Below are 217 nucleotides of genomic sequence, written 5' to 3' on the forward strand. Positions count from 1 at the left end.
GACTCGATCTGAGCCCCCTGACTGAGCGCTGCCTGGTGCATCGCATCCTGAATCGCCATTTCGCGCGCCACGCTCACTCCAGCGTCCAGCGAGGCATTTCCCTGTGCGGTCAGTGGCGCCGCCCAGGCCTGGGTACAAAAGAATGCCGCCCCGAGGGCGGCAGCAAAACGCTTGGTGTACATCGCGATCCTATTGGGCGTTGTAGAAATTGCCACTG

The 217-nt window shown here is 61.8% G+C and carries 1 protein-coding gene; it reads right to left on the reverse strand.

Features of this window, described 5'->3' with window-relative positions:
- A partial coding sequence (locus J2D73_RS20575) for a hypothetical protein (RefSeq protein WP_207884298.1) occupies positions 1-182 on the reverse strand: 182 nt, incomplete at its 3' end.
- Positions 183-217 lie beyond the last annotated feature (35 nt).

Source organism: Acetobacter sacchari, assembly GCF_017377715.1.
GTDB lineage: Bacteria > Pseudomonadota > Alphaproteobacteria > Acetobacterales > Acetobacteraceae > Acetobacter > Acetobacter sacchari.